General features: G+C 63.0%; 17 protein-coding genes. 3 read left to right on the forward strand and 14 right to left on the reverse strand.

What is annotated here, in order from left to right:
* The gene (locus tag VKT51_07885) at positions 1 to 1,731 is read right to left on the reverse strand and encodes a peptide ABC transporter substrate-binding protein (GenBank protein ID HLJ84073.1); all 1,731 of its coding nucleotides are present in this window, start codon (positions 1,729 to 1,731) and stop codon (positions 1 to 3) included.
* Positions 1,732 to 1,752: 21 nt separating this feature from the next.
* Here VKT51_07885 and VKT51_07890 point away from each other — a divergent pair, with 21 nt between their 5' ends.
* Genes VKT51_07890 through VKT51_07900 form a run of 3 tightly spaced genes read left to right on the forward strand, consistent with a single transcriptional unit; the run spans position 1,753 to position 3,859 of the window.
* On the forward strand, positions 1,753 to 2,640 hold the full coding sequence (locus tag VKT51_07890; protein HLJ84074.1) for a 3-hydroxybutyryl-CoA dehydrogenase: 888 nt from the start codon (positions 1,753 to 1,755) through the stop codon (positions 2,638 to 2,640).
* Positions 2,641 to 2,646: 6 nt separating this feature from the next.
* Entirely contained in the window at positions 2,647 to 3,063 is a 417-nt protein-coding gene (locus VKT51_07895; protein ID HLJ84075.1) for a hypothetical protein, read from the forward strand.
* Positions 3,064 to 3,073: 10 nt separating this feature from the next.
* Complete coding sequence (locus VKT51_07900) at positions 3,074 to 3,859, forward strand: enoyl-CoA hydratase-related protein (GenBank protein ID HLJ84076.1); 786 nt, start codon at positions 3,074 to 3,076, stop codon at positions 3,857 to 3,859.
* Between the two features lie 61 nt (positions 3,860 to 3,920).
* Here the strand turns inward: VKT51_07900 and VKT51_07905 are convergent, their stop codons facing one another.
* The 13 genes from VKT51_07905 to VKT51_07965 all read right to left on the reverse strand — a co-directional run bounded on the left by VKT51_07905 (position 3,921) and on the right by VKT51_07965 (position 21,034).
* The gene (locus tag VKT51_07905; GenBank protein HLJ84077.1) at positions 3,921 to 4,658 is read right to left on the reverse strand and encodes an RDD family protein; all 738 of its coding nucleotides are present in this window, start codon (positions 4,656 to 4,658) and stop codon (positions 3,921 to 3,923) included.
* The gene (locus VKT51_07910; GenBank protein ID HLJ84078.1) at positions 4,658 to 5,854 is read right to left on the reverse strand and encodes an acetyl-CoA C-acyltransferase; all 1,197 of its coding nucleotides are present in this window, start codon (positions 5,852 to 5,854) and stop codon (positions 4,658 to 4,660) included. Before VKT51_07910 ends, VKT51_07905 begins: the two co-directional genes overlap by 1 nt.
* A 42-nt stretch (positions 5,855 to 5,896) precedes the next feature.
* Positions 5,897 to 6,298, reverse strand: a complete 402-nt coding sequence (locus VKT51_07915) for a RidA family protein (GenBank protein HLJ84079.1) — start codon at positions 6,296 to 6,298, stop codon at positions 5,897 to 5,899.
* Complete coding sequence (locus tag VKT51_07920) at positions 6,295 to 7,353, reverse strand: 3-isopropylmalate dehydrogenase (GenBank protein ID HLJ84080.1); 1,059 nt, start codon at positions 7,351 to 7,353, stop codon at positions 6,295 to 6,297. Before VKT51_07920 ends, VKT51_07915 begins: the two co-directional genes overlap by 4 nt.
* 3 nt (positions 7,354 to 7,356) lie before the next feature.
* On the reverse strand, positions 7,357 to 7,860 hold the full coding sequence (locus VKT51_07925; GenBank protein HLJ84081.1) for a 3-isopropylmalate dehydratase small subunit: 504 nt from the start codon (positions 7,858 to 7,860) through the stop codon (positions 7,357 to 7,359).
* On the reverse strand, positions 7,857 to 9,125 hold the full coding sequence (gene leuC / locus VKT51_07930; protein ID HLJ84082.1) for a 3-isopropylmalate dehydratase large subunit: 1,269 nt from the start codon (positions 9,123 to 9,125) through the stop codon (positions 7,857 to 7,859). Before leuC ends, VKT51_07925 begins: the two co-directional genes overlap by 4 nt.
* A gap of 132 nt (positions 9,126 to 9,257) precedes the next feature.
* Positions 9,258 to 10,109 (reverse strand): hypothetical protein, encoded by an 852-nt coding sequence (locus tag VKT51_07935; GenBank protein HLJ84083.1) that lies wholly within the window; start codon positions 10,107 to 10,109, stop codon positions 9,258 to 9,260.
* A gap of 107 nt (positions 10,110 to 10,216) precedes the next feature.
* Entirely contained in the window at positions 10,217 to 11,605 is a 1,389-nt protein-coding gene (locus VKT51_07940) for an APC family permease (GenBank protein ID HLJ84084.1), read from the reverse strand.
* A gap of 130 nt (positions 11,606 to 11,735) precedes the next feature.
* On the reverse strand, positions 11,736 to 13,205 hold the full coding sequence (locus VKT51_07945) for a S8 family serine peptidase (protein ID HLJ84085.1): 1,470 nt from the start codon (positions 13,203 to 13,205) through the stop codon (positions 11,736 to 11,738).
* A gap of 79 nt (positions 13,206 to 13,284) precedes the next feature.
* The gene (locus tag VKT51_07950; GenBank protein HLJ84086.1) at positions 13,285 to 14,541 is read right to left on the reverse strand and encodes a competence/damage-inducible protein A; all 1,257 of its coding nucleotides are present in this window, start codon (positions 14,539 to 14,541) and stop codon (positions 13,285 to 13,287) included.
* Between the two features lie 34 nt (positions 14,542 to 14,575).
* Positions 14,576 to 16,003 (reverse strand): APC family permease, encoded by a 1,428-nt coding sequence (locus VKT51_07955; GenBank protein ID HLJ84087.1) that lies wholly within the window; start codon positions 16,001 to 16,003, stop codon positions 14,576 to 14,578.
* A 1-nt stretch (position 16,004) separates the two neighbouring features.
* Entirely contained in the window at positions 16,005 to 17,603 is a 1,599-nt protein-coding gene (locus VKT51_07960) for an NAD(P)/FAD-dependent oxidoreductase (GenBank protein HLJ84088.1), read from the reverse strand.
* Entirely contained in the window at positions 17,603 to 21,034 is a 3,432-nt protein-coding gene (locus VKT51_07965) for a TonB-dependent receptor (GenBank protein HLJ84089.1), read from the reverse strand. Before VKT51_07965 ends, VKT51_07960 begins: the two co-directional genes overlap by 1 nt.
* Positions 21,035 to 21,083 lie beyond the last annotated feature (49 nt).

The following is a 21,083-nucleotide window of genomic DNA, read 5'->3' on the forward strand; positions in this document are numbered from 1 at the left end:
CTAATGCAGCGCCCATCGCCACGACTGCCATTGCGGGATTATTCCGCGCGACGGCGCGTACTCTGAAAGACCGTCGGTCACCATGCCGACGCGATCTCTGAAATAAAGCGGCAGACCTGCCATGGCCTCCATGCGAACTCGTTGGATCTGGGCGTAGAGCACCTTGCGGCGGGCGCGATCGTTGAGCGCGAGGCCTTCTTCCTCCAGGGCGTCCAGATGCGGATCGCAATATCTGCTATCGTTGGCACCCGAGGGCGAAAAGTATGCGCAACCGTCATCGTTGAGCGCGCCCGGATCGTAGTTGACGCTAAAACTGTACGTCGCGAGGTCGAAGTTCGCGGTCCGCACCGGGCCGTTCAGATTGAAGATCAAATCGTACGGATAGTCTTTTATCGTCATGTCAGCGCCCACACGCCGCAGATCGGCTTGCACAAGAGCGGCGAGCTGCGCGCCCGCGCCGTCACCGGCGATCGCGACGAGCACCATGCTCAGTCGCGTGCCCGCGCGATACCGAAACCCATCCGGCGCCAAGCGCCAACCCGCTTGGTCAAGGAGCGCCGCAGCACGTGCGGGATCGTGCGGATAGCGCGGCACGTCCTTCGTATACCCCCAGCTCCAGTTCGGCAGCCATTCATCGGCCAGCGTGCCCGCATCGTGGACGACGTCGTGCAGTATACGCGAGCGATCCACAGCAAACGCGACGGCGCGCCGCACAAGAACATCGTCGAGCGGCGCACGGGACGTGTTCATATCAAGCACGCTGAGGCGGAGGCTCGGCGAGACCACCGGATGCATGCCGGTGACGGTCGCGAACTGCGGCAACCGTTGCGGTCCCGCATCGAAGTCGGCGTCGATCTCGCCTGCGCGAAATCCGACGAGTTCGTTCTCGGTCGACGGTCTGGAACTGAAGATGATCTGGCGCAGCGACGGCGCGCCGCGCCAGTAGTGCGGATTGGCGACAAGCGTGATCGGGCCACCGCGCACCCACGACTGCACGACAAACGGCCCGGTGCCGATCGGCTGGGCGCTATAGGGAGCGTCGTTCATCTCTTTCAAACCGGCGATCAAGTGGGCGGGCATCACGGCGATCGGCCCCTCTTGGATCGCGGCGAAGAACCGCGACACGAACGGCGCGTATGGTTTCGCGAGATGCACGATCACTGTGTGCGCATCCGGTGCGTCGATCGTCACGACCTGGGTATAGCCGTCGCGCTCTTGCACGTTGTTACGCGGATTCATCACCTGGCGCCAGGACGCGATGACGTCCGCAGACGTGAAGGGCGCTCCATCCGACCACGTGACGCCTCGCCTGAGGCGATACGTGATGCGCAAGCCGTCGCGGCTCACGCCGCCATTCTCGATACTGGGCACGCTTTCGCAGAGGACGGGAACGATATTTCCCTTATCGTCCAGCTGCACCAAGTATTCGAGCGTATAGCTCGCGAGTTGATAGACGAAATCTGCGCCGGAAAGCATGGGATTGAGCGTCGTCGGATCCGAGATGTCGCTGATGCGGAGCACGCCCGGCCGAGCGCGCGGCTGCGGCCCGATGCCGCTGGAAAGACGACCGCAACCTGCGAGGATCGACGCGGCCGCCGCACTCGTCGCAATCGCCATGACGATGTCATATCTGCGCACGATGGACGTCTGCCATTCCCTGCCGTCGCACGCAATTCTTGCGAGGCAGGGTCCGCCGTCTGCTTGACCCAACCTGTCGAGGTCAGCGATCATTTTGCGAAAGGGTCTTTTTCCATGCGGGAGATCAAGCGAGTCGGCGTGTGCGGCTGCGGCCTCATGGGGTCCGGCATCGCGCAAGTCGCGGCTATGGCCGGTCATGACGTCGTCATACTCGAAGCCGTTCAGACTGCGCTCGACAAGGGCGTCGCGGCCATCGGCGCTTCACTTGGCAAATTTGCAGAGAAGGGCAAGACGCCCGACGGCCAGCCGTTCGACGCGAGTCTTCGCGACGCAACGCTTGGCCGAATCAAGACGACGACGAGCGTCGCCGATCTTGCCTCTTGCGATCTCGTCATCGAGGCGATTGTCGAGAACATGGCGATAAAGCGGGAGCTCTTCGCCAAACTTGACTCGCTCCTGGCACCCGGTGCAATCATCTGCTCGAACACGTCGAGTCTCTGCGTGATCGAGATGGCGGCTGCGACCAAGCGTCCGGAGCTGGTCGCCGGTCTCCACTTCTTCAACCCGGTCCCCATCATGAAACTCGTCGAAGTCGTCAAGACGATCGTGACGAGCCAGGAGACGATCGACGCGCTGTATGCGTTCGCCAAGAAGTTAGGCAAGACGCCGGTGCTCGCGCAAGATACGCCGGGATTTATCGTCAATCGGCTCCTCGTGCCCTATCTGCTCTACGCCATCCGGGCGTACGAAGCCGGCCTCGCTTCTCGCGAAGACATCGACGAAGGCATGAAGCTCGGTTGCGGCTATCCCATGGGACCGCTGACGCTCCTCGACTTTGTCGGCTTGGACACGACGTATTTCATCGCCGAGATCATGTTCGATGAGTTCAAAGACCCGATGATGGCGCCGCCCCCGCTGCTCAAGCGCATGGTGCTCGCAGGACATCATGGCAGAAAGTCGGGCCGCGGCTTTTATGACTACTCAACAGCCACGAAGAAGTAAGCTTGCGTGAGTTTGGATCTGTTCGGCGGCGATTGGCTGAACGCGTGGCAAAGTGAACTCAATGCCAACGTGGCCTATAGGGACGCGGCCGCGCAGTGGGAATGGCCGCTGATCCTCTGCGCGTGCGGGGAAGACGGATCGCAAAAAGTCTGCGCGTTTCTCGATCTTTGGCGCGGCGAGTGCCGCGAGGCGCGACCGGCGATCGCTGCCGATGACGAGCGGGCACGGTTCATCATCAGCGGATCGTTCGCGGTCTGGAAGCAGGTCTTGGACGGTCACCTCGAAGTGGTCTCAGCGATCATGCTGCGCAGGCTCGCGCTCGACAAAGGCAGCGTCTCGAGTCTGCTCGGGTATATCGGAGCCGCGAAAGCGCTCGTGGTGACTGCCGCAGCTCTGGATACGGCCTATCCGGCCGGCACGTGAGGAGACAAGAGTGAACTACGAGACCATCCTTTTAGAGAAGAGCGCGGGCGTGGCGACGATCACGCTCAACCGGCCCAAGGCCCTTAACGCGCTCAACGAAGCCGTGCTTTCCGAACTCGTCACGGTGATCGACGAGTTGGAGGCCGATCCGAACATCCGAGCTGTCATCGTCACCGGCGCCGGCGACAAGGCGTTTGCGGCGGGTGCGGATATCGGAGAACTCAGCCGGCTTGAAGATCGAGCAGCGGCCTCCGCCAAGGCGCGCGCCGGACATCGTGTCACGGCGAAGATCGAGCATTCTCGTCTGCCGTTCATCATGGCGATCAACGGCTTTGCGCTCGGCGGCGGTCTCGAGCTTGCGATGGCCGGCGACATGCGCATCGCCGCCTCAAACGCGAAGCTGGGTCAGCCGGAAGTGAACTTGGGCATCATCGCCGGTTTCGGCGGTTCGCAACGGTTGCCGCGGCTGGTCGGTCAAGGCATGGCCTCTTATCTTCTGCTCACCGGCGAGATGATCACAGCCGACGAAGCCAAGCAGGCAAACCTCGTCGAGAAAGTCGTGGCGCCGGAAGCGCTTATGACGGAAGTCAAACGCATCGCGAGCGTCGTCGCCGCAAAGGCGCCTCTGGCGATCGACGCGACCAAGCGCGCGATCCATAAGGGAATGATGCTCGATCTTCACGATGCGCTGGACCTCGAAGCCGAAGAATTCGGGGCCATCGCGATCAGCGCCGATGCACGCGAAGGCACCGCCGCCTTCTTGGAAAAACGCGCTCCGCGCTTCACCGGATCCTAACATCGGGGATCGACTGTCGGCGTGGGCCGACGAACGTCGGCCCCTTCATTCAAAGCCTCATTCAGAGGCGGGCGACTTGGGTGCGCGCGAGCTGGACGAGCTGCTGCGACGCACTCGCGCCGTCCGCCCAGCCGAAGACTGCCCACGAGACGGCGGCGGTGACCGCGAGGGCCGCGAGCGGCGCGAGGCGCCCCATCCGCGAATTCGCCACGCGCGTACCCGAAACGAAGTCTCCGAGTCGCTGTCGCCGGCTTGTGACGGTCGCAAGAGCGAAGCCGATCGCGCAGAGATCGAGCGGCTTCACGATGTTGCGGATCAGTGCGCGGCCCATTCCAATCCGTCTGCCGTCCGTGCGCACCACGCCAAGGCCGACGAGACCTTTGCCGAGCGTCGCCCCGAACATCGCTTCCGCGATGACGCAATACAGTATGATGGCGGCACCGACCGCAGGCCAGAGCACGGCGTCCACGGTCCAGCCGGCGCCGCCCGCGCGGTCGTGTAGAGCGCTCAACGCGGCCAAAACGCCGAGCGCGATGAGAAAGCCTGCCCCGAAAATATCAAAGACCAGAGCGGTCGTGCGCCGCGCGATATAGACGCCGACGTCGCCGATCTCCGGCGTGGCCGGCGCAACCATGGGCGTGGCTGTTGACGTCGGCTTCGTCGCCGACGAAGCCGGGCGCGGTGCGGACTGCGATTGAGCCGGCGCCGCGGTATCCGGCCGGTCCATGACCGCACCGCAAGCCGTGCAGAACGCCGTGCGTTCGGGTTGCGCCGCGCCGCACTTCCGGCACGCCGGCATCAGAGCGCTTCGACGATGCCCGCGATGCCCTGGCCCCCGCCGATGCAAGCGCTCGCGACGCCAAAGCGCTGCTTGCGTCTCCGAAGTTCGTGCAGCAGCGAGTAGGTGATGCGGGCACCGCTCGCACCGAGGGGATGGCCGAGCGCTATCGCTCCGCCGTTAGGATTCAGCCGATCCATGTCGAGGTCCAACTCCTGGGCGCACGCCAAGACTTGCGGCGCGAACGCCTCGTTTATCTCTACCACGTCCAGCTGCCGTAGTTTCATCCCTGCGCGCTCGAGCGCTTGAGGAATCGCGAACGCCGGACCGATGCCCATGATGTCCGGGTCCACCCCGACGACGCCCCAGGCGATGAGCCGTCCGATCGGCGATAGGCCGTCGCGCGCGGCCTGGTCCGCTGTGGTCAACACCACCGCCGCGGCGCCGTCCGTTATTCCGCTTGCGTTGCCCGGTGTCACAACTCCGCCCTCGACGAAGCGGGCCGGAAGGCGCGCGAGCTGCTCCATCGTGACTTCGGGTCGAGGCCCTTCGTCGGCTGAAATGACGACCGGACCTTTACGCCCTGGAGTTTCGACCGGCACGATCTCTTCGGCGAAGAACCCGGTCTTGATCGCCGCGGCTGCTCCGGCTTGAGAACGCAGGCTGAACTCGTCGCTTGCGACCCGCGAGATCGAATACTTGCGCGCAAGGTTCTCTGCCGTGATCGCCATCGGCATGCCGTTGTATGAGTCCGTGAGGCCCTCCCAGAGCGTGTCTTCGAATTTCGTCTGCTGTCCGAGCGCCAGGCCGAAGCGCGCCCCGCGGACGACGTGCGGTGCTTGGCTCATGTTCTCCATGCCGCCGGCCAGCACGTACGCCGCTTCACCCAACAGCAATTGCTGCGCGCCCGTCACGATGGCTTGCAGGCCGGAGCCGCACAGGCGGTTCAGCGTCAGGGCCGACGCGTCGCGGCGGCAGCCTGCTTTCAGTCCGACGTGCCGCGCGCCGTAGATCGCGTCGACGCTGCTCTGGATGACATTGCCGAAGATGACCTGGTCGATGCGCGATGGATCGACTCTCGAACGCTCGAGCGCCCCTCGCGCCGCAGCGGCACCGAGATCGATCGCGGAGACGTCGCGCAGCGCTCCGCAGAAGTTGCCGAACGGCGTTCGCGCGCCGTTGACGATCACAATGTCGGGTCGGACTGATGAGGCCATGACGGTGCTTCCTTTTGGTGCGCTTGAATGGGTGGTGCGCGTTTACTCGCGCGCGATGGCGTCCGCTTCGATCTCGACGAGCAGCCGCGGATCGATCAGCCGCACGACTTGGACGAGGGTCGACGCGGGTTTGATATGCGCGAATGATTCGCCGTGCGCCCGCCCGACCTGCTCGGCAAATGCGATATCCGTCACGAAGATGCGCGTTCGCACCACATCCCGTATGCTCGCGCCCGCTTGCGCGAGAGCCGCTTCGATCTTCCCGAGCACGGCTTTAGCCTGCCGGTACGGGTCGCCGTCACCGATGACCTCGCCGCGCTCGTCTACTGCGGTCGTCCCGGCGACAAAAACCAGCGCACCCGCTCGCACTGCCCGCGAGTAGCCGACGGTCGCCTCCCAGGGTGCGCCCGACGAGATGAGCCGGCGATCGGCGCGTTCCGTCACGCCAATGAAGCGCAGACGAGATCGCCGATCTCGCTCGTCTTCAGGCCACTTGAGGCGTCGAGCGACGGTATACGCTTGCTCGACAAGAGGCTTGCGATCGTGTTCTCGATCGCGGCCGCCGCGCGGCGCTCACCGACGTAGTCCAAGAGCATACCGACGGCGGCGATCGCCGCGACGGGGCTCACCGAGTTGCGGCCTTTGTACTTCGGCGCCGAGCCGTGGATGGGCTCGAAGAGCGAGACTTTGCCCGGGTGAATATTCCCCGATGCCGCGACGCCCATTCCGCCCTGCAGCATCGCGCCGAGATCCGTGATGATGTCGCCGAAGAGATTGGTCGTCACGATCACGTCGAACGTCTCGGGGTTCTTCACCATCCACATGCACGCGGCGTCTACGTACGCGAATTCTTGCTCGATGTCCGTGAATTCTGGGCCTACTTCTTCCATCGTCCGGCGCCAGAGCTGCTGTACCTCGATCGCATTGGACTTGTCGACGAGCGTCAGCTTCTTCTTGCCGCCGCGGGCGCGCGCGAGCTCGAACGCGTAGCGGATGGCACGCTCGACGCCTTTGCGCGTGAAGATCTGATTGGCGATGACGACTTCATCCGGCGTGCCCTTCTTGAAATGCCCGCCGATACCGGTGTAGAGGTCTTCGGTATTCTCGCGCACCACGACCATGTCGATGTCGCGCGGCGTCTTTCCCTTGAGCGGGCAGAGGTGCTCGGCGTAGAGCTTGATCGGGCGCAGATTGATGTAGAGATCGAGCCCGAATCGCGTTGCGGCGATGACGCCGCGTTCGACGAGGCCCGGCGGCAGGCGCGGGTCTCCGATCGCGCCCAGGTAGATCGCGTCCATCGATCTGAATTCGTCGAGCTGTCCGGGCGGCATGAATTCGTGCGTGGCCAAATAGTGATCGGCACCGAACGGATACATGGTGGTGCGATAGGAAAACTTGAATAGACTTGCCGCGCGCTCGAGGACTTTCAGGGCTTCGTCGGTCACTTCGGGACCGACACCGTCACCTGGGATGACGGCGATCGTGTATGGCGCGGGCACGGATTACTTCGATTTCTCGACGAGCCGCTTCTCGACGTAACGGAGTAAGCCGCCCATGGCGATCAGATCCTGCATGAAGGGCGGCATCTGCGTCGCGGAATACGCTTTGCCCGTCGACTCGTTTGTGATCACGCCGTTCGCGGCGTCGACCGTGATCGAATCGCCGTCCTTGATGCCGTCCACACCTTCGACGCATTCGAAGATCGGCAGGCCGGTGTTGATGGCATTGCGATAAAAAATCCTGGCAAAGGATTTGGCGACGACGCCTGAAACGCCCGCGCCTTTCAGGGCGACCGCAGCTACTTCGCGTGAGGATCCGCAGCCGAAGTTCGTGTCGGCGACGATAAGGTCGCCGGGTTTGACCTTCTTAACGAAATCGGCGTCGAGATCTTCAAGCGCGTGCTTGCCGAGTTCCACCGGATCGATCAGATTGCAGTAGCGGCCGGGGATGATGACGTCGGTATCGACGTTCTTGCCGTACTTGTGCGCAGCGCCTTTGAGGATCATGCCGGCACCTTCGCGGTGAGCTCTTCCGGACCGCAGATGTATCCGGCGACGGCCGTGGCGGCTGCCACATAAGGCCCGGTGAGATAAACCTCGCTCTTCACGTGGCCCATTCGGCCGCGGAAGTTCCGATTGGTGGTGGATATGCAGCGTTCGCCGTCCGCCAACACGCCCATGTGTCCGCCGACGCACGGGCCGCATGTCGGCGTCGAAACGACGCAGCCGGCCTCGATGAACGTCTCAACTAAGCCTTCTTTGATGCACTGCATGTACACTTTTTGACTGCCCGGGATGACGATGGCGCGGATCGACGGATGTACTTTGCGGCCCTTCAATATCTCCGCGGCCTGACGCATATCTTCGATGCGGCCATTCGTGCAGGTGCCGATCACCGCTTGATTCACGGTTATGTCGTGCAGATCCGATGCGTTTTTAGTGTTGTCGGGCAGCCACGGTATTGCTACCTGGGGTTCGATCTGCGCGCAGTCGATGACGATCGTCTGCGCGTACTCCGCATCTTTGTCGGCATGATAGATGGTGTAATTCTTCTTGCCGACCGCCGCACAGTAGGCTTCGGTGGTGGCGTCGACCGGAAAAATGCCGTTCTTCGCGCCCGCTTCGATGGACATGTTCGCCATCGTGAAACGCCCGCTCATCGGCAAATCCTTGAGCGCCGGTCCCGTGAACTCGAGCGCTGCATACGTGCCGCCGTCCACGCCGAGCTCGTTGATCGCGCGCAGGATCAGATCTTTGCCGGAAACGTACTTGCGCAGACCGTTCTCAAAGATGATCTTGATCGAATGCGGTACGCGAAGCCACATCTCACCCGTCGCAAACGCAGCGGCGATATCCGTGGAACCAACGCCGGTCGCGAAGGCGCCGATGCCGCCGTACGTCGTTGTGTGGCTATCGCCCCCGATGATCGTCTCGCCGGGGCCCACCATACCGTTCTCCGGCAGCACCACGTGTTCGATCCCGCCTCTGCCGACTTCAAAATAGTTCTCGATCGCGTGCTCGGTGGCGAAGTCGCGCATCATCTTCGAAAGCGTGGCGGTTGCGATATCTTTGTTCGGCGTGAAGTGACTCGGCACGAGGGCGATCTTGTTCCGGTCCCAGACCTTGTCGGCGCCCTTGATCTTCCTGAACTCCGTGATCGCGACGGCGGCGGACAGCTCGTTCGCCATGACGAGATCGAGCTCGATCGAGATGATATCGCCTGGCGCCACCGTGCCCGCGCCTGCGTGGGCCGCCAATATCTTCTCCGTCATAGTCATCGGGCGCGCCATACCACAACCTCCGCTCGGAAGCCAAAGCGGTGCGCCGAAGTATGCGCACTGCGGATCAATTCAGGGGAGAGATGGAACCGTTCTGCGCGCTTCGCGCCGGCGCCTTTCGCGGAGCTATTTGCCTGCGAATGCCGAGACGTCGAAGTAGATGACGTTGGTGGACTTGTCTCCCGCGCAGATGACGTCGAACTCGTCGTACCACTTCTCGCCGTCGGCGACAGTGGTCTGCGTCACGACGTTCCACGAGCTGCCTTGGCCGCACGTCAATCCTTTGATGTACGCGTATTCGAGGTCGAGGCCGGCCGCCGCGGAGTCTGCCTTGACGATCACCGCTTTCAACATGGTCGAGCCGTTGCGGCCGTTCGATGAATCCAAGCTCGCGGGAGCAGGCGTCGCGACGACCCGTGCCGGTTCGGTCAGGTCGATGTCGGTCACGACACCCGCATCAAAACCATATACCCAGCGGACGCCGGCGGCATCGCCGTAAACACGGTTGCCGTTGTCGGCAACGGTGATAGGCCGGCCGCGCAGCGACGTCACTTGGTCGACGGTCATACCGAGCGAAACGCCGTACGGATCCTGCAGAACAGACTTCTTCGAGCCTCTCGGGCTCAACGTCACGCTGAGCGCGGCATCGCCCGCGAAGACAACGGCGAGAACGGCATTGCCGCCGTCTGCATTCCACGTCCAAAGTTCGCCGACGTTCACGGGCACGACTTGCAGCGGCCGGCCTAATGTTTTCGATACGGCGGCTCGCGTATCTCCGAGCGTGACGCCATCGAACGAATCGGCAAGAGAAGTCGGGGAGGCGGCGGGCATGGGTGTTGAGGTCGCCGAGCCCGGCTGCGGCGCCGGCGTGACGTACGGAAATGGAGTGGCGGCCGCCGAGGAAACCGCAGCGTTCGGCGATGCGGCCAAAGGCGACGCTGCGGTGATCAAGATCGCCAAAGTGCATACCGGCAGCATCCCGGAACCCTCTCCTGTCAAGCGACGCTCGCGCCGAACCGCCAATATATCCTAATATATCGGATGGAACGACCAAGAGGGACAGCGGGCGGATAAGGTTTAGCTGATTATGCCGCGGGACGTTGCTCCAAGGGCACAAGGCGCCGCCGCATCGCGGCGGCATACACCACACCGACCGCAAGCGCCCCGACCGCCAGCCACTGGACATTCGGCGCAAGGCTTGCGAAATTGACGGCCAGCAACGCCACGATCGTCACGACGCCGATCATCGGCAAAACGACCCGCGTGAGATCGGTGGCCGGCACGCCTGCCCGTAGGAAGTGCGTCGCGCAGGCGAGGCCGGTGATGATGAACGTGAGCCCGAGCACGAACGTCTCGGTATCGAGAACGTATGTCCACTGCGCGTTGACGTTCGGCGCGAACCCCGTCAGCAGCGTGACCACGAGCACGCCGACGTTGATCGTCGCGATGCTGATATGCGGCGTGCCGAACTGCGGATGCACGTCGGTCAGCACGCGCGGGAAAAGCCGATCGCGAGCCATCGAAAATGCGATGCGCGAGAGGCCGAGCTGTGTGGTCCACAACGTCGCACCTGTGGAAAGCAGCACGACGGCGATCATGATATCCGTATAGACGCCGCCGCCCAGCTGTCCGGCGATGTACGCGAGCGTGTCCGACGAGTGATCTGAGAACGCACGCAACGGCCCGATACGCATGAACGCGACCATGCAGAGCAGCGTCAGCGCGGTGGTCGCGATCAATCCTATGATGCCGCCTTTGCCTGGATCCTTTGTGGTGCCTTTGCCCTCTTCCGATGTGCAGCTCGAGACTTCCCAGCCGTCGATCACCCAAATTGCCGAAACCGTGGCGCTTGCAAAGCCGGCTAGTCCCAGCGGCCCAAGCGTGAAAAGCGACGTGACCGGCGCGGCGCCGTGTGCCACGGGATGCGCGAAAGCGATGCCGACAAACGCGAGCAGCGCACCGATCTCGATCCAGAGGAAAAGACCCGAAGCGTTGGCAGTCGGTTTTACGCCGCCGATGAGCAAGGCGCTCGCGCCGATCACCCACAGCCCGCCGGCCACCGCGACTGCGGCAGGCTGGTCGACGAGTGACGGGCTCAGCAGATGGATCTGCGGATTTGAGAGCAGCTCGAGCGTATACGTTCCGGCGGGAACGACCGCTGCGACTGCGCCGAAGAAATACGAGAGCACGACGATCCACGCCGAAAACGCGCCGGCCGTACGACCGAACACGATGCGCGACCACGCATACGTTGAACCCGCATCCGGTCGGACGGCGCACAGTCTATGGAAAGCGAGCGCGATGAAGCCGACGGGAATCGCGAGGAACAGCAGGGCGAGCGGCGCGCCCGCGCCGGCGGCCGCGATCATGATGCCGAAAGTGGTTGCGATGGAATACGCGGGAGCCATGCTGGCGGAAGCAAGAATCGAAAGGTCGCCCAGGCCCAAGACCCGGGCGAGACCCCGTTGCGCCACTACCGAAATGCGCCCGCTACAAGGCGGGCGTTGCACGCGTTCACGACGTTACTATACACAAGGTGTGCCCCCCGCGCAAGTTTTTTAACGCCTGGGAGCCCCGCCTTAATGTTTTTGATCACTCCCGACCTCAGATCTGCGGATCGGCCAGCGTCGCCTGCGCGTCGATGCGGCCGGCCCCCTGGTGCGGATCGCCTATGTTGACGGCATGGGTGACGATGAGCTGGCGTGCCGTCGCCGGCGAGAGCGATTTGCCGTCGGCGAGCGCCTTGCTCTTCATGAGCGCGACAAGGCCCGCTACGTGCGGCGTGGCTTGCGACGTGCCCGCGAAGAGCGCCTCAGATGCGCCGCCGCCGAAAGCGGTGTTTGAATAGAGGTTCCAGATCCATTGCAAGTAGTCGCAACTCGCGAAGTTCTGCGCGCAGGCGGACACTTGCGCCTGCGTCGGGCCGCCGCCCGGCGCGACGACCGCGAGCTGCGGCCCGAAGTTTGAATAGCCCGCCACGACTTCGACGGCTCCCGTCGGATCGTTCGGAGTCACGTCGTTCAACACCGTAGCGCCGACCGCGATCACTCCCGCGTCGGCCGCGGGGAAATCGATGGAGTTCGCGCCGTCGTTGCCTGCCGCTGCGACGACCGAGACGCCTTGGGCGATCGCTGTGGCTACCGCGCTCTCTTCGTTCGGATCCGCACTCGCCGATCCCAGGCTCAAATTGATGACGTTTGCGCTCTGCGGCGGAGAGATCGCCCAGAGTATGCCGTTGGCGATATCGCTCGCAAAGGCGCTCGGATTCTGGCACGCCTGCGTCGGGTGGCCGAACACGCGGACATCGACAAGGCCGACGTTGTAGCCGACGCCTGCTACGTCAAGCGCGTTGTTCGTGTCTGCGGCGGCGATGCCGCTGACATTGGTGCCGTGGCCATCATCGTCTTGGACAGTTGCGCCTACCGGCGCCCCGGATACGAAAACATGCTGACCCACGACTTTGGTCGCCACGTCAGCGTTTGTCAGATCGACACCCGTGTCGATGACGGCGATCCTCACGGCCGGATTGCCCGTCGACAGATTCCATGCACCAGGCATATTGATATCGAACATGCTCCATTGCATGTAATCGTTCTGCATCGAAGGGTCGTTGGGCACGGCGAGTGCGTACCGGTAGGCATCGTGCGTCACCGATTGGACACCGGGCATAGCGCGCATGGCGGCGATCGCGCGATCGGAATCACTCCCGCGCGGCATTGTGAAGACTTGGAACCCGAGGCTGTTCGTCAGGCCCAGCGGCGTTGCGCCTATCCTGCTGACTTGACTTTCTATTTTTGCCGCCTGGTCTGCGCGAAATGCGGACGGCGCGAACCGGACGACGATTCGCGTCGGATCGTATTGGGGCAACTTGTCCGCAGGCAGCGCGACGCGGATCGCCATCGGCCTGCCGTCCGGCCCGGTCACGCGTTTTTCGATCGATTGCATCGTGCTGCAGGGCGGCGGACTTGAACTCGGTGTCGGAGCGGGAGTCGAGCTGCTGCCCCCGCATGCAGAAAGCGACATGCTCGCTGACGCAAGGATCGTGGCGAACAGGACAATCCGGACCGATTTCATTGCGCGACTCCATGCGGCGGCGATGCGGCGTACTTCTAACGTGTTCGGACTGTTAGAAGTGTCTCGATATCTCTTACCCCTATGCGGCTGCACGAATCGAAAGCTCGCGCCAAAGCATGGTCAGCGCGGCGACGACGGCACGGCGCTGGATGGCTTCGCGCGCCCCGGGCCAATCGAGCCGCCTGACGGTTACCGCGCCCCCTGGCATCGCCAGGCCGACGTAGACGAGCCCGACCGGTTTTTCCGCAGTGCCGCCGCCGGGGCCGGCGACGCCCGTCGTCGACATGGCGACGTCCGCGCCCAGGGATGACTGCGCACCCAATGCCATCGCGGCTGCCACCGCTTCGCTGACGGCGCCGTGGCGTTCGAGCAGATCCGGCGCGACGCCGAGCAGCGAGGTCTTCGCTTGATCGGCGTACGCGATGCAGCCGCCGCGGAAGTACTCCGACGCGCCGGGCACGGCGACGAACGCCGCGCTCAGCTGGCCTCCCGTGCACGATTCGCCGACGGCAAGCGACAGAGCGTGACTTCGCAGCTGATCGCCGATGACGCCGGCGAGCGAATCGTCCCCGGTGCCGTACACGCAATCGCCCAAACGCCGGCGCACGATCGCCTCGAGTTCATCGATCATCGCCGCTGCACGTGCCCGCGTTTCAGCCTTCGCCGTCAACTTGACGTCGACGAGACCGGGATGCGCCAGCATTGCGATGCTGGGATTCTTCTGTGCCCGGAACAGATCTGCGATGCGCGCATCCAGATCGGACTCTCCGACACCGGCCGTTCGAAGTACGCGCGTGACAAGGGCGGCGCCCGGCTCGAATCGGCGTTCGATCCATGGGATAGCACAGTCGCGAAGCATCGGCAGCAGTTCGCGCGGTGGTCCCGGCAAAGCCAACACCGCGCGCCCGTCACGCTCGACCACGAAGCCGGGTGCGGAGCCGTGCGGGTTGGGAAATATCTCTGCGCCGAGCGGAAAATGCGCTTGCTGACGGTTGTTCTCGGCCATCGGCCGGCCCACACGCGCGAAGAGCGCTTCGAGGTGGCGCATGCTCGCCTCATCCGCCAAGAGCGGGACCCCGACGGCAGCCGCGATAGCCCCTCGCGTCATGTCATCGACGGTGGGCCCGAGTCCTCCCGCGCATACGATCACGTCTGCGCGAGCGAGGCCTTCGCGCACTGCTGTCGCGATACGATCTTCGTTGTCGCCGACGGATGTCTCGCGATACACGTCCACGCCGATCTCGAAGAGCGACTTCGCGATTTCCGCGGTGTTGGTGTCGACGAGTTGACCGAGCAGCATCTCGGTGCCGATGGTGATGATCTCAGCGCGCGCCATGGACCGCTTGTTTGACGCCGATCGCGCCGCTGACCTACGCGCCCTCGCCTTGCACGAGAAGATCGGCTTCGATCTCTTTGATGACCGTCGGCTTGGCGACGGCAAGATACGCGAATCGACCTCCGCCGACGGCCAGAAGGCCTAAGAAGACATACGGAAGGATGTTGTACGGTGCCGGCGGCACAGGGAAGAGACTGCCGAGGATCGGCACGAGAACCGCGACGACCGCGGCCAATGCGATAACCGCCGCCGATACCGTGAGTTCGCCGCGCTTGCGGAGGTAGAGCGGCGCCGCCACCGCGACGAGCAGATACGCGAACAGCACGGCGAGCGTGCCGATCGTGCCGAGATAGCCGAAGATGTCCAAGAGCGCGGTGTGACGAGCGAAGAGCACGAGCGGCACGATCAGAACGACGAGAGACGAAAGGTTCACGGCGACATGCGGCGTCGAATGGCTTGCGTGCACATCACCGGCCGACGCATGGAACAGGCCGTGCCGGGCCATCGCGAAGAGCACGCGCGATCCGGAATTGATGCACGCGAGCGCGCACGCGAAGAAACTCGTCGCTGCGCCGGCGGCAATCACGATGCCGAACGCCGGTATTCCGGCGAGTTGAGAGAGGACGCTCAGCGGCGCATTGGCCTGGTCGAGCGTCGTGGATTGACCGTGAAACGCGAGCACGAGCGTGTATGAGGTCACGACGAACAGCACGCCGACGGCGATGACCGTACCGATGACGGCGCGCGGAATCGTCCGCAAAGGATCTTTCGCTTCGTGGCCGAGCGCAGTCGCGCTCTCGAACCCGACATAACTGAAGATCGCGAGCACGAGTCCTTGGCGGAAACTCGCAGCCGAAACGCCTTTGAGCGCCAACTGCGCCGGGTCGATGGCGTGGTGGGTCTTGAGGAAGTATGCGGCCACGAGGATGAGGATCAATGCGATCGACGCGAACTCGAGCGCGAGCATGAGTTGCGCCGACAGCTTGATGTCGCGATACGCTATGAACCACGCGCCGATACCGCCGGCGACGATTGCCGCGAACGTCAAACCTTGATCGAATTGTCCGATGCCGGCCGCTTGCGCGAGCACGGTGATGTAGTTGGCCAGCGCCGCAAGCACGGATCCGCCGATGACGAGATACGCGATGACGAGCGACCAGCCGGTGATCACGCCCCACGTCGGGCCAAGCCCCTGCGCGACGAACGTGTAGAGCGAACCTGGTGAGGCCGATCGGCGCGCGAACTGGTTGATGCAGAGCGTGACGAGGATGAGCGCGAGCGTCGAAAAGACATACGCGAGCCACGTGCCGTTGCCCGTGATGGCGAAGACGACTGGTACGACGAGCGCCGGCGTGGCGGTCGGCGAGATGTTTGCGACAGACTGCGCGGTGACTTCCCAGACCGACAGGCAGTTGCGCCGTAAACCTGAGTGCGCGACGCCCCGGATCGCTTCGGTTGCCATGTCAGATGTTACGGGCTTTGCGTAGCCCGAGGATCTCGTCGGCGGCCGCTTCACCGGTCGCGACGGCGCCGTTCATAAAACCCTGGAAGTTCACCGCCGTGTGCTCGCCGCAGAAGTGAACGTTGGATTGACGCGCGCGTTCGTAACCTGCGAATCCGGTGCACTGGCCGACGGCCCAGTATGAATACGATCCTTTGTGCCAGCGATCGCCCGTCCAGTAGTCCAGAAATGCTTTGCCGTTCCAGGCTTTCGTGATGCCGGGATAGAGCGGCTCGAGGCCCGCCAGTTGTTTGCGCGCTGTTTCCGCCGATGCGGGCGCGAACGATACCGGTCCATGGGAAGCGCCTACGACTCCGCCTGAGTAGAATTCGAGAATGCCGCTATCGCCCGCTTGCCCGCGGCTTGAATCAAGCGTCTGCTGATAGCCTGTGTCCGCATAGGTGAACCCGTTGTATCCCGTGTGCAGCCACGGACGGCTTGTGAACTGCATATAGATCTTCGTGTTCGTGCCGAGCGGCAGTTCGCGGATCGCGCGCATCTTCAACGCGTCGAAGCCGGCGCGCGAGAGATCCACGCGGCGCAACGTCGTGAACGGGAGTGCCAAAATCACGTGGTCCGCGGCGACGTCGACGCTCTGCATCTGCGACTCAAACGTGCAGACGTAGGAGCCGTCGGAACGCCGACGCAGCGCGACGAGTGCGCTGTTGGTGTGCACGGTGCCATCCGGCAGCGCGCTCGCGAGCCGCGCCGCGATCTGATCGTTTCCGCCCTTGACGCAATATCTCTCGTCGGTGCCGACGAGATAGAAGCCGCCTCTTGGATTGTAGGACGGCATGTAGCCGAGCATCCCGATGAGCTCCAGCGATGACTGCTTGTCGGCTTCGCCGCCGTTCTCGGTCGTGGCATCGATGTCGAGCAGCCAGCCGATCTTCGAAGACGTGCCGCCGGGGATGTTCCTCTCTATCCACTCTCGGGCGGACATCTGGTCGAGCGCCTTTCCGGCGGGCGTGTACTTATTGTAGACGCATGGATAACCGGCGTCGGCAGCCGCTTTGATCTTGGGATAGACGTGCGCGTAATCTGCGAGCATCTCGCGATATGTGTAGCGCTCGCCGCGGACGAAATAGAGTTCTTGGGTCCCCGCCGTTTGAGCTGCGCGAACGTCGACGAGGTCCAATCCAAGTTCTTTGGCGAGCGCGCGGATCGATGCGTGTTCGCTCGAGATGAATTCGCCGCCGTTCTCCGCGATCTGACCATCGTCGAAGTAGTCGCGCAGCGTCCACGTTCGACCGCCAACACCGCTGTTGGCTTCGTAAATGGCTGCTTTGACGCCGGCTTGATGCAGGCGATATGCGCACGTCAGCCCGCCAAGACCGGCGCCGACGATGACGACGCGCGGTGCGCTTCCTGCGAACGCGGGCGTCGGCCGGAGCGCCGCTGCCGCGAGAGCGGCGCCGGCGCCGGCGAGAAAGGTGCGCCGGTCAGACAGCGCTTGCTCTTGCAACGCGTCGACTTCGTCGACCGGCAGTCCGGTCGCCGCCGAACCGAGATAGGCCGCATGCGCGCGCCGCAGCCCGTCGGTCAATCCCGAACGCGCCATTAGAGTTTGAAGTTCGTCTCGAGCGTCGCCTGAAGCGGGATCTTCTGGCCTTCCGCACCGACTTGCTGATTGTAGTACCAATTGCCGTAGGGGTAGCGCAACTGAATCGGCGGGTTCGCGACGAAATTGCCCGCGGGTGCGAGCAGATTCGATGCGAGCTGGGCGTAGATGCACGTATTGCCCGCATCCCACGGCTCGCCGCGCTGGAAGCACTGATCCACGAGGTTGGCAAACGTCAAGGTGGTCTTGATACGAGGCGTCACGTCGTACGAAAGCGCGAGATTGGCGGTCAGACGCGACGGCTCACGAAACGCCCCCATGTTATCGAAAACGCCCGTGTATTTATCGGGGATGAAGATGAAGTTCGAACACGTCGTCGTGTCCGCAGTCGTGCCGCTGACGACGCCGGTGCAGGACGTGGGATCATATCCGGGCCAGACGAGCGGCGATCCGTACCACGTGCCGGAGCTGAAAGTGAACGTGGGACTGATGTTGAACTTCGCGTGTTTATAACCGAGGACGAACGAGGCCGTGAACGGCACGTCGTACCCGATCGCTCCGTTGAACGGCGACGGGATCAGGTCATACGGCGTGTATTCGCCGTTGCGATCGAACAGCGGCTGGGGCTTGTCGTTGAAGTAGGGGTTGGAAACCGTCACGCCGTTATTCACGTAGGTGGCCGAACCGCCGCCCGCGGATGTAAACGCGTTGTACGCAGCGATGTAATTGTTGAGGAGATCGATGACGTTCTTGCCGTTTGGGAACGGCCCGTACTTGACGACCGTGTGCGTCCATGTCGCCGAAACGTCGAATGCAAAGCCGTCGCGGTCGAAATTGCCTTTGTTGAGAGCGACCTCCACGCCTGTCGATCGCGCGAGGCCGGTGTTGATGCCGGCGTCGACGCCTTGCGCGTTGAGTGCGATGTTCTGCAGCTGATTCTGAGTGTCGCGCAAGAACGGAGTGATCTTGTAGGCGATGTCGGTGCCGCGGAGATGCTGCTCGAGCGACAGATCGAAGTTGTTCGACGTGTCGGGATAGACAGGATGCACGGGCGTATTGTAGCCGAACCCGACAAACTGACCGATGAAGCCCGGCAGGTTCTGCTGGAACGTGTTGTACTCCTGATACGATGTGGACGGCGGTCGCGCATATCTCCCGTAAGAGCCGCGGATAACCGTATCCGGCGAGAGCGAGTACGAGAACGCCACGCGCGGCTGCGGAACCGTGAAATTCTCCGTGCCGCCCGCGAAATTCGCAAGCTGCGACGGGGTTGTTCCCGCCGGGCACGGTGACTCTGCACCGGTGTTCGGATCAAACGACCGTTGAACGGCGCCCACGCCTGGATCCGTGCAATACTCGTTGTTGAACGCCTTGAACCAGAACGCTCTTGCTGGATAGCCCGACGAAAGATCCTGAAGCCGGAACTTGTAGTTCTCAAGCCGGATGCCGAGCGTCAGGCTCAGCTTGTCATTCGGGCGGTAGTTGTCGGTGAGCGAGAAGCCGGTCGTGTAGGGGGTGACGTTATCCACCTGCGCGGCCTGGCCGTTCTCTGTGACGATCCATTGAGCTCCGGCGAGCGCAGCCGGCGAACCGGCCGGCGGACTTCCCGGACTCAAGCCTTGTGCTTGTCCGCCGACTATCCCCGTGATGTTGCCAAAAGTGGGATTTCCCGCTCCATCCGTCGCGTTGAAGCAGCTCGTGCGCACGCCTGTGACGTAGCTATAGCAGTTGCCTGCGCCATCGATGAGATTCGACTGCGCGTTCCAGAAGTAGTTGAAACTGTAGAACTGCGCGCTATAGGTCTGCAGCTTCGCTGTGAGATACGAGGCCGTGAAGTTGAGCAGGTGCTTGTCGCTGAGCTGGTTCGAATAGACGAGGTTCGCACCATACGTGTGATCGAGCACTTCGTAATCGGGAAGCTGTCCGCCGTACGTCTGTTGTGCGCTTACGGGTCCGGTTATGAACCAGTTGGCATACTGCGAGTAACCGAAGAGCCGCAGGAAACTTTTTGCGTTGATGTTGCGCTGGTACTGCAGCTTCGTCAGCCCGACGCCATTATCCGAGCCCTCGCGCATCTCGGGTGGGATGATATCGCCGACTTGATGTGTGACGTTGGGGAACAGCACGACCGATCCCTTAGTCGGATCCGGCGGCGCGAAGACTTGGCCGTTGTATGCAAAGCCGTCGAAGAACGGCACGTTGCCGCCAAACGTCGCTTGCGGAAAACCGTTGACGAACCATTGAAGGTCATCGGGCGAGCCGTAGAACTTCTGCAAGATATCGCCGTTCATGTAGAGCAGCTGCACGTCGTCCTTGTTCGAATCGTATCGATGGCCAAGGCGGTAGTGGAAGTTCAACAACGTCTCATGATCATCGGTGTGACCGATCGCGTTGTTGTATCCAGGAGCGAATATCGGCGTGCCCGAGCCGTCGAAAACGCAGGGCGCGATGTTGCAATAGCCGCCGGAAGATTGTCCGTTGTGCGACGGGATGTATAGTGGATAGAAGAAAAGCGGATTGCTCACGCCGTTGTTTTCCGAACCGTAACGATAGTCTTGACTGATGATGGCCGTCGCGATGTAGTAACTGATATTGCGGTCCGGGGTCGCGCCGCTGTACTCGAACAGCGCCTTGTTGTAAAGCGCGGGAGCGCCGACGCCCGCGGTGAAATTCGCATAGCCCGGATACGTACCGCTTTTTATGACCTGGTTGACGTACCCGGCTAGTCCGGACGCGTCGGCGGACGCGGGTGTGCCGCCCGTATAGACCTGGACTTCCTGATTGCCGAGGCTCGTGAGCGTCGCAACGGGCGACGAGTCGGATTGCCGGACCACGGGTATGCCGTCCACTTCGTACGCGACCTGATCGTAGTCGCCGCCGCGGATGAAGACGCTCTGGTTCCAACCTTGCTGACCCTGCGGATATACGACGCCCGCAGCGCTCGCGATCGAACTATACGCCTGATTGAGGCCGCCGGATCCGGCGAGCGAAGCCGACGCGCGTTGCGCAGCCGCGTTGACGGAGTAGACGTCGCTTGTCGTGCCCGGTCTCACCAGCGACGCCGTGCCTCGCGTCGAGACGGTCGCCAGGGTCCGCACGGATAGTCGCAGGCTTATGGTGACGCTGCGGACCTGGTCGGAGATCACCGTGACGCCGGGGACGCTCGCGACGTCGTAGTTCGCCTTCGTGGCCGTCACGGTGTACGTATCCGGTGAAAGCGAAAGGAAACTGAAGAACCCGCCCGCATCGCTGACGCCTGTCTCCGATTGCGACGGCGAGGAGACCGCGATCTTCGCGTCCGCCACCGGCGCGCCCGTGCCTGAATCCACGACCCTGCCGCGCAAAGTGCCCGTTGTGCCCGCCGCGGCAGGCAGCCCCGACGAGGCGCACACCACGCACGCGAGTAGCGCTATGACCAATCGGCGAAGCAACACAAAACTCTCCCTCAGGCGTAGCGTTAAGGTGAGATTATCGCATGGA

Source organism: Candidatus Eremiobacteraceae bacterium, assembly GCA_035295225.1.
In the GTDB taxonomy this organism is placed as follows: domain Bacteria; phylum Vulcanimicrobiota; class Vulcanimicrobiia; order Eremiobacterales; family Eremiobacteraceae; genus JABCYQ01.

What these genes read in the sequence shown, in the direction of transcription:
- VKT51_07885 (HLJ84073.1), bottom strand. Translation starts at nt 1,731, where the DNA reads ATGATCGCTGACCTCGACAGGTTGGGTCAAGCAGACGGCGGACCCTGC.
- VKT51_07890 (HLJ84074.1), top strand. Translation starts at nt 1,753, where the DNA reads ATGCGGGAGATCAAGCGAGTCGGCGTGTGCGGCTGCGGCCTCATGGGG.
- VKT51_07905 (HLJ84077.1), bottom strand. Translation starts at nt 4,658, where the DNA reads ATGCCGGCGTGCCGGAAGTGCGGCGCGGCGCAACCCGAACGCACGGCG.
- VKT51_07910 (HLJ84078.1), bottom strand. Translation starts at nt 5,854, where the DNA reads ATGGCCTCATCAGTCCGACCCGACATTGTGATCGTCAACGGCGCGCGA.
- VKT51_07925 (HLJ84081.1), bottom strand. Translation starts at nt 7,860, where the DNA reads ATGATCCTCAAAGGCGCTGCGCACAAGTACGGCAAGAACGTCGATACC.
- leuC (HLJ84082.1), bottom strand. Translation starts at nt 9,125, where the DNA reads ATGACGGAGAAGATATTGGCGGCCCACGCAGGCGCGGGCACGGTGGCG.
- VKT51_07935 (HLJ84083.1), bottom strand. Translation starts at nt 10,109, where the DNA reads ATGCTGCCGGTATGCACTTTGGCGATCTTGATCACCGCAGCGTCGCCT.
- VKT51_07945 (HLJ84085.1), bottom strand. Translation starts at nt 13,205, where the DNA reads ATGAAATCGGTCCGGATTGTCCTGTTCGCCACGATCCTTGCGTCAGCG.
- VKT51_07950 (HLJ84086.1), bottom strand. Translation starts at nt 14,541, where the DNA reads ATGGCGCGCGCTGAGATCATCACCATCGGCACCGAGATGCTGCTCGGT.
- VKT51_07955 (HLJ84087.1), bottom strand. Translation starts at nt 16,003, where the DNA reads ATGGCAACCGAAGCGATCCGGGGCGTCGCGCACTCAGGTTTACGGCGC.
- VKT51_07960 (HLJ84088.1), bottom strand. Translation starts at nt 17,603, where the DNA reads ATGGCGCGTTCGGGATTGACCGACGGGCTGCGGCGCGCGCATGCGGCC.